Origin of the sequence: Sphingomonas sp. Leaf412 (genome assembly GCF_001425405.1) — a bacterium.
GTDB lineage: Bacteria > Pseudomonadota > Alphaproteobacteria > Sphingomonadales > Sphingomonadaceae > Sphingomonas.
On the sequence record NZ_LMQP01000004.1, the window covers coordinates 223,963 to 232,673 of the forward strand.

The 8,711-nt window shown below is 69.4% G+C and carries 3 protein-coding genes; 1 reads left to right on the forward strand and 2 read right to left on the reverse strand.

The window, feature by feature from the left end:
- Positions 1-4: 4 nt before the first annotated feature.
- Together ASG29_RS17645 and ASG29_RS15330 are read right to left on the reverse strand one after the other, a co-directional pair.
- Positions 5-3,817 (reverse strand): M10 family metallopeptidase C-terminal domain-containing protein, encoded by a 3,813-nt coding sequence (locus ASG29_RS17645; protein ID WP_235532954.1) that lies wholly within the window; start codon positions 3,815-3,817, stop codon positions 5-7.
- Positions 3,818-4,009: 192 nt separating this feature from the next.
- Positions 4,010-7,048, reverse strand: a complete 3,039-nt coding sequence (locus ASG29_RS15330) for a type II toxin-antitoxin system ParD family antitoxin (protein ID WP_082516196.1) — start codon at positions 7,046-7,048, stop codon at positions 4,010-4,012.
- Positions 7,049-7,167: 119 nt separating this feature from the next.
- On the opposite strand from ASG29_RS15330, the gene ASG29_RS15335 reads away from it, so the two are divergent.
- Complete coding sequence (locus ASG29_RS15335; protein WP_055986276.1) at positions 7,168-8,640, forward strand: carboxylesterase/lipase family protein; 1,473 nt, start codon at positions 7,168-7,170, stop codon at positions 8,638-8,640.
- Positions 8,641-8,711: the final 71 nt, after the last annotated feature.

Genomic DNA, 8,711 nt, shown 5'->3' on the forward strand with positions numbered 1-8,711 from the left:
GGGGTTAAAGAACGAAGTCGGTGGCGGACAGGACGTGACGGCCGATCAGCGAGATGGCGAATTCCGCCGAACGATCGCTGTCGGTATTGCCCTCCACGATCGTATATTCGGTGCCGCCGATCGTCTGGTAGCTGTAGCGCAGCTGCCCTGCGGCGGTGAACGCCGCGCCGGGGGTCGACAGCAGGCCGAACGCCTGGTCGCCGCGCGCGAACAGGGAAGTGTTGGCGTCGATCGCGGACAGATCGATCCGGTCCTCCCCCGGGCGGAAGTCCGTCACGATGTCGCGCGTCGACGTCAGCGTGCCGGTGTCGATCGTGCTTTCGAACCGGAACGTGTCGCGTCCCGCGCCGCCCGTCATCGTATCCATGCCCCAGCCGCCGACGATCAGGTCGGCCCCGTCGCCGCCGTCGATCGTGTCGTTGCCCCAGCCGCCGAACAGCCGGTCGTCGCCGCCCAGGCCGCGGATCGTGTCGTTGCCCCAGCTGCCGTCCAGCATGTCCTGCTCGCTGGTTCCGGTCATCAGGTCGTTGGTCAGCGATCCCGTCCGCGTCACGCCGACGATGTCGGTGACGGTGACGTACAGCGCCTGCCGGTCGGTGGCGCCGCGCGCGTCGGTCGCGACGATCGTCACGTCGTAGATGCTGTCGCGGTTGATCGAGTCCAGCGGGGTTTCGAAATCGGGCGCGGCGCGGAAGCTGAGCGCGCCGGTCCGCGCGTCGATGGCGAACAGCGCGCCGTCGCCGCCCGGTGCGATCGACCAGGTGACCGCATCGCCCCACCGGATGTCGCTGTCCGTGGCGGCGGCGGTCGTGACGAACGCGGTGTTCTCCGCGATCGTCACGTTGCCCGTCGTGCCGCCGCCCAGCGAGGTGATGACGGGGCCGGTGTTGGCGACATGCCCCACCGTCACCGCATGGGTCCCCGCCGCGCCGACGTCGAGCGTCAGGATCTCGCCGACGAAGCTGGACTTCGTCGCCCCGGTCCAGGTCACCCAGTCGGTGCCGGGCGCCTTGACGTCCACGACCACCTTGCCCTCGCCCGACAGCGTGAAGGACAGGTCGCGGCCGTCGCCCGACAGCGACACCAGCGAGGCGCGCATCGGCAGGTCGGTGATCCGCGTCACGTCGTCCGCGACCGCGCCCATGGTGACGACGAACGTGCCGCCCGCCTGCGGCAGGAACACCTTGTCCTTGTCGTACGCGTACCAGCCCGCGACGCTCTGGATCACCTTCGTCCCCTGTCCGTCGACGTCGAGGGAGAAGGTGCCGGTGGTCGCGCCGACCTTCGCGGTGATGGTGTTGCCCGACACGGTGGAGGTGATGGTCGTCGTGTCGAACGCCTTGATGCGTGCGGCCAGGTCGGCCAGCGTCACGAACTCCATGCCCGCGGCGGAGGCGCGCGCGATCCAGTTCGTGAACATCTGCTGCGTGTAGGGCGAGGGGCCGCCGGTGTTCCACGCGGTCGGGCCGTAATCGTGCCACGGCCAGACGACGACGGGCGCATCCGCCTCGGCCGTCAGCGCCGCGAACTCCTTCGCCCAGACCGCCTCCGCTTCCGCCACGGTCTTCTTCTGGAATTCCATCAGCGTGAAATCGAACGCGGTGTTCGGCGCGATATACACCTTGTCGAACGACGGACCCGCGCCCGCGACCGACGCCAGCGATACGTTGTCCAGCAACGCGCCGAGATTGTCGTTGTCGCCCGCGACCGCGCGGAACGCCACGGTGTCGTTCCCGCCCGTGCCGGTGACGGTCAGCGTGCGCGCGGTCATCGTCGATCCGGTCGGCGCGATCGTGGCGACCACGACGCCGTTCCACACCACGTCGAACGCGGAGCTGGCCACCGCACCGGGACGCCCGGCGAAGTCGAACGACAGCGTATAGGCCTTGCCCGCCTCGGTCTTCACCGATTGCGACAGCGCGCCGGTGGCCCCGTCGACCTCAACCACGTTCTTGCCGTTCGAGGGCGCGACGCCGTTGAAGCCGCCGTTCCACACCTCGATCCCCTCGCCCGCGCCGGTCCAGCCCGGCACCTGCCCGGCGGTCGTGGTGCGCCAGGAATTGGGGCTGACGACGGCCTCCTCGAAGCTGCCGTTGACGATCAGGTTCGGCCCCGCGACGCCCGTGGTCGGCAGGAAGCCGAACGCATTGGGATAGCCCGCGCCGACGCCCGAATAGCCGCCCGACAGATATTCGGCGTATTTCAGGATTTCCTGGCTGGTGGCGATCTGTTCCGGCGCGCCGGGAACCGCCACGCCGCCGACCTTGACCTCGCGGCCCAGGAACGCGGACAGCCGCTGCTCCAGAACCGTGCGCGACTGGCCGAATTCGAACGCGATCTGCTCGGGAGTCAGGGGGTTGGTGTTCTCGGGATGGGTGTAGCTGTGGTTGCCCAGCTCGTTGCCCATGTCGATCAACGCCTTGTACACCGGCAGCGACACCGCCCAGTCGGTATCCTGACCGTTCGCCGCGTCGTTGCCGACGTTGACGTAATAGCTGCCGACGAAATTATAGTCCGCCTTCCACGCGGCCAGGATCGGGATCAGCTTGTCGTAGACGCCCGGCGCCGTACCGTCCGGATTGACCTCGATCTTCTCCTGGCTCTGGTCCATGTCGACCCGCGACGCGACCATGCCCGCGTCGCGCGTCATTTGCAGCCCGACCGACAGGCCGCCGCCGTTGACGCTGTAGTCGATCGCCTTTTGCAGCATGTTGTCGTCGGCCATCACCGCCTCGGACGAGAACAGGACGTTGCGCCCCCCCGTCTTCGTCGCGATCGCGGCGGCATAGTCGACGCCGCCCACCGTCTCGGTCGCGATCGTCGTGCCCGTGCCGCTGACGCTGGTGAAGGCGTTCCAGCCGATGCCGGTATATTGGCGGATGACCTGTCCCTGGTCGTATCCGTCCAGCACGAGGCCGGCGGCGTCGGTCGCCTTCACCGTCACGTCGGCGGGGAAGCCGCCGGTCACGCGCGTCGCGTCGAACAGCAGCTTCATGCGCGCATAGCTGTCCCCCGCCAGCGCCGCATTGTCCGCGCCGTTGGTCATGAACTCGCCGCCCGCGACCAGCCCGATCCCGAACTGCTTCGTCGCCTGTTCCAGCGTCTGCGTGATGAGCGTCGCCTGGCTCGCCTCCACGTTGCGGAACGACGGGAAGACGATGCTGTCGTACTTCGACAGCGTCGACAGGCTGGTCAGGTCCGCCTCGGTCAGGATGTCGAACGGCACGCCCGCCTGCATCGCCTGGCTCTGCGCCGCCATCACCAGCTGCGCATAGGCGGTGACGCTGAAATAATTCTTCGCCGTCGTTTCGGAATAGACGATCGCGATCCGCTGCGCCGGGTCGGCCTGGAGCCCGGTGTCGTTGAAGACGGTGAAGGGCGTCGACGAATAATCGCCGGGCAGGAAGGTGTTGTCGTTCACGTCGAACAACGTGTCGATCGCGTTGGGATTGCCCACCGCGGCCTTGGGCACGCGGAATTCCAGTGCGGTCCGGTCGGCCGACCATGCCGCGGTCAGCCCAGCCTGCACCAGCGTCTGGCCCGCGCCGCCGCTGTACAGCGACACCAGCCCGTCGGCGCCGATGTTGACGTTGTACTCCGCACCACCGGCGAAGCCGAACACCTTGAACCCGGTCGACGCGTTGCGATCGGTGTTCAGCCACGCGGTCGTGTTCGCGCCGATCGCCTGGGGCGCCTTCATGGCGAACACGAAATCCGTGCCCTCGCTGCGCGCGTAGATCTCGTATCCCGCGTTCGCACCGCGATCGATCCGGTCGGCGAGCGTCCAGTCTGCCAGCAGGCCGTCAATCGTCACCATGTCCGTAACCCCCCGTTAGAGGGCGGGCGGCGGCCCGGACGACTCAGCCCGTTCCCTTACCGCTCCACCGCAATGACGCGCCAATGGCACCACCCGAAAGCTTAGGATACCGGGAATTTCGGCCCGTCCCGCGCCGGGACGTCAACCATTATTGTTCTTCAATAACTTAGCATCGGACACCCGATGCGATCGTCACGGATGCGATACCGGTACCGCCGCGACCGCCGCCCTGGCGACGGTGTCGAGCAGCGTGGCCGGGCGATACGGCTTGGATAGCACCAATGCCTCCGGCAGCGCGGGCGCGGCGTCGGGGGAGCCGGTGGCGAAGACGAGGCCGATCGCCGGACGCAGGTCCCGCGCGGTCCGCGCCAGCGCGGCGCCGGACGAACCGGGCAGGTTCAGGTCGGTCACCAGCACGTCGACCGCCACGGTCTGGAGCGCGGCCATCGCTTCCTCCGCGCTGCCCGCCTCGACCACCAGATGCCCGGCGTCGGTCAGCGTCGCGGCCGTGCCCGCGCGGATCATCGCATCGTCCTCCACCAGCAGGACGGTCAGCCGCGGCACGGTATCGACCGGACGGTCGCCCAGCACGTGGCGGATCTTCCGCGCCAGCGCCTCGCGCGTGTAGGGCTTGGACAGCAGTTCCACCCCCGCATCCAGCCGCCCGCCGTGGACGATCGAGTTTTCGGTGTAGCCCGACGTGAACAGCACGGCCAGGCCGGGCAGGCGGGCCCGCGCCTTGCGCGCCATTTCCGGGCTCTTCAACCGTCCGGGCATGACGACGTCGGTGAACAGCAGGTCGACGGGCACGCCGCTTTCGATCACGGCCAGGCCGCTGGCCGCGTCGACCGCCTTCAGCACGCGATAGCCCAGGTCGCCCAGCATCTCGACGACGGTCGCGCGCACCTCGTCGTCGTCCTCGACCACCAGCACGGTCTCGCTGCCGCCGGCGACGGGACCGTCGAGCGTCGCGACCTCGACATCCTCCGCCTCCATCGCGCGCGGCAGGTACAGGCGGATCGTGGTGCCGCTGCCGACCTCGGAATAGACCGCGACGTGGCCGCCCGACTGGCGCACGAAGCCGTAGACCATCGACAGGCCGAGGCCCGATCCCTTGCCCTCCCCCTTCGTGGTGAAGAACGGTTCGAACACATGCGCCATCACGTCCGGCGTCATGCCGCTGCCGGTGTCGCTGACCGCCAGCATGACATATTGCCCCGGCTTCACCTCCTCCATGTGACGACGGCAATAATCGTCGTCGAGGCTGGCATTGCCGAGTTCGACGGTCAGCCGCCCCTGCCCGTCCATCGCGTCGCGCGCGTTGATCGCCAGGTTCAGCAGCGCGTTCTCGATCTGGCCGGGATCGATGAAGGTGTTCCACAGCCCCGCGGCGACGACCGTCTCGATCTCCACCGCCTCCCCCAGCGCGCGGCGCAGCATGTCGTCCATGCCGCGCACGAAGCGGCTGATGTTCACCACCTTGGGCTCCAGCGCCTGCCGCCGGCCGAACGCGAGCAGCTGCGCCGCCAGCTTCGCGCCGCGCGACACGCCCGCCAGCGCGTTCACGACGCGCTGTTCCGCGCGGGCGTTGCCCGCCACGTCCTTGCCCAGCAGTTGCAGGTTGCCCGACACCACCTGCAACAGGTTGTTGAAATCGTGCGCCACCCCGCCGGTCAGCTTGCCCACGGCCTCCATCTTCTGCGCGCGCGCCAGCTTCATCTCCGCCTCGCGCCGTTCCCCGATCTCGGCGATGACGCGCGTCTCCAGCGTCTCGTTCAGCTCGCGCAGCTGCACCTCGGCCGCCTCGCGATGCCGCACCTCGCGCTCCAGATCCTCGGCATGCGCGCGCAGCGCCTGTTCGGCCGCGCGCTGGTGGCTGATATCCGTGTGGACGCCGACCCATTCGGTCAGCGTGCCCGCCTCGTCCAGGATCGGCAACGCGCGGATCGCGAAGCTGCGCCACGTGCCGCAATGCCGCCGGACGCGATGTTCGTGGACGAACATCGCTTTCGCGGTGACCGCCGCCTGCCACGCCGCCACCGTGTCCGCCACGTCGTCGGGGTGGACCGCCGCGGTCCAGCCGTAGTCGCGATACGCGTCCTGCGACTGCCCGGTCAGCGCGGCCCAGCCGGGCTGCTCCCCCAGCATCCGTCCGTCCGCGCTGTTCGTCCACAGGACGCCGTGGATCGCCTCCATCGCGGCGCGGAAGCGGCTGTTGCTGGCCGCCAGCGCCTCCTCGCGGCGCGCGCGATCCTCCAGGTCGAAGACCAGCACCTGGAACCCCGATACCGTCCCGTCATGCTCGACGCGGGGGATGTAGCGGATGTTGGCGCGGCGCGGCGATCCGTCGCCGGCGTAGATCGTGCTGTCGTCGTCGCTGCCCTCGCCCGCCAGCGCGCGCTGCATCATCGGCAGGCGATCGGCGAAGTTCTTCGCGCCGATGACGTCCAGCACCGGTCGACCCACCACCTGTTCGGGGGTCAGGCCGAACCATTCGACATAATGTCGGTTGGCGAAGCGGAAGGTCAGGTCGCGGTCGATGAACGACACCAGCACGGGCAGCGCGTCGGTGACGAGGCGCAGTTCCAGCTCGCGTTCCGACAGCGCGCGTTCCGCCAGCGCGCGCGCGGTATTGTCGACGCAGGTGCACAGGACCCCGCCGACCGTGCCGTCCGCGTCGTATACGGGGGTGTAGAACAGGTCGAAGACGATATCGCGCATCGCCCCGTCGCGCTCCATCCGCAACACCTGGTCGTGGAAGTGCAGCGTCTGCCCGCGGAACCCGGCGTCCAGCACGTCGCGGTTCCAGCCCCACAGTTCCGGGAAGATGTCGCGCACGGTACCGCCCAGCGCGCGCGGATGGTTCGCCCCCGCGATCGCGCGATACGCGTCGTTGTAGAGCATGACGTTGTCCGCGCCCCACATCAGCACCTTCGCGACCGGGGAATTGACGACGTTCGACACCGTCGCGCGCAACGCCGCCGACCAGCCCGCGATCGGCCCCAATGCGGTTCGCGACCAGTCCTGGTCGCGCACCAACGCGCCGCATTCGCCGCCACCGACCGGCCAGTCCGGCCGCACCTCCGCCCCGCCCTCCTGCTGGCGCAACAAACGCAGCGCCGCCCGGACGACCTCGCTGGCATTGCCGTAGTCGCCCGTCGCGAGACAGCGCGCGATGAATCCGTCGAGTTCGGCGGAGAGCGAGACGTTGCGCGACAGACGTTGGGGCATGGCCGTCGAAATGCCGCCACGCCCCGGCCTGTGTCAACAACGGGCACAGGCGCGTGCGGCCAAGCTTGCGAGCCGCGCGGCAAAACGCGGCCGCGCGATGATGTGATACCCCCCGCGCCATGGAAACGCTGGTCACCCTTCCCGACGGTATCGTCTCGGGCATCGCGGACGCGGGCGTCGTGCGGTTCGACGACATCCCCTACGCCGCGCCGCCCGTCGGCGCGAACCGTTTCGCCGCGCCCGCGCCGGTGGCGCCATGGGACGGGATGCGCCGTGCGGCGGTCCCGGGCGCCAACGCGCCGCAGCGGGTCCGCGCCGTCCCCGGCATCGACGTCCTCGCGCTGGTCGGCGACGGATGGAAGGACGGCGACGACCACCTGACGCTGAACGTCTGGGCGCCGGAGGATGCCACGGGGCGGCCGGTGATGGTGTTCGTCCACGGCGGCGGCTTCGTCGTGGGGTCGAAGGACGCGCCGGTGCAGGACGGGCGCACGTTCGCACGCGACGGGATCGTGTGCGTCGCGATCAACTATCGCCTCGGCATCGACGGCTTCCTGCCGATCCCGGGCGTGCCGACGAACCTGGGCCTGCGCGACATGATCGCGGCGCTGGCGTGGGTGCAGCGGCATATCGCGGCGTTCGGGGGCGATCCCGGCAACGTCACCGTCTTCGGCGAGAGCGCGGGCGCGATGGCGATCGCGGACCTGATCGCCTCCCCGCTCGCCGCCGGGCTGTTCCGCCGGGCGATCGTGCAGAGCGGGCATGGCGCGATGACGCGCGACGTCGGCGTGGCGCAAAGGCTGGTGGCGAAGCTGGCGCGGCTGCTGGGCATCGCGCCGACGCGCGACGGCTACGCCAGCATCGCGCCGGGCGCGGCGCTGGACGCGGTGGAGAAGGTCTCGCTGCCCACCACCCGCCTCGACCTGCGCGACGCGGACGGGCGCGAGCCGGTGTTCGGGATCAGCCGCTTCATCCCCGTCCATGGCGACGACGTGCTGCCCGTACCCCCGCTCGACGCGCTGAAGGCCGGCGCGGGCGCCGACGTCGAGCTTTTGATCGGCACCAACGCTCAGGAGATGAACCTGTACCTCGTGCCGTCCGGCGTGCGCGACAAGGTGGGGCGGTTCCTGTCGTGGTTCGTCCTGCGCCGGTCGCAGCCGCGTGCGTGGGCGGTGCTGAAGGCCTATGGCATGGGACGGGTGCGCCCCGGCGTCGCGCTGACCGATGCGATGACCGACCTCGTCTTCCGCTGGCCCGCGCGGCGGTTCGCGGAGGAGCATCGCGGACGGACGCATGTGTACGAATTCGACTGGGGATCGACCGCCTTCGACGGGCAATTGGGCGCGGCGCATGCGGTGGAGATCCCGTTCGTATTCGATACTTTGGCCTGCGCGACGGGGCCCGAGGGATTGCTGGGCGAGACCGCGCCGCAGGAGGTCGCGGACCGGATGCATGCGACATGGGTGCGCTTCGCGACCGACGGCACGCTCGACTGGCCCGAATTCACGCGCGCGGCGCGCTGGGTGCGGCGGCTGGGGAGCGATACGCTGGTCGAGGAAGCGCCGATGCCTGCGGCGGCGTTCCTGCCGTAACGGCCTACGTCGTGTTCCCGCGAAGGCGGGAACCCAGGGTTCAAGCAGACCAACGAGCGGGGTTCTGCGTA

Bases quoted from the DNA above. Each gene is read 5' to 3' on its own strand.
- ASG29_RS17645 (WP_235532954.1), bottom strand. From the start codon at position 3,817: ATGGTGACGATTGACGGCCTGCTGGCAGACTGGACGCTCGCCGACCGG.
- ASG29_RS15330 (WP_082516196.1), bottom strand. From the start codon at position 7,048: ATGCCCCAACGTCTGTCGCGCAACGTCTCGCTCTCCGCCGAACTCGAC.
- ASG29_RS15335 (WP_055986276.1), top strand. From the start codon at position 7,168: ATGGAAACGCTGGTCACCCTTCCCGACGGTATCGTCTCGGGCATCGCG.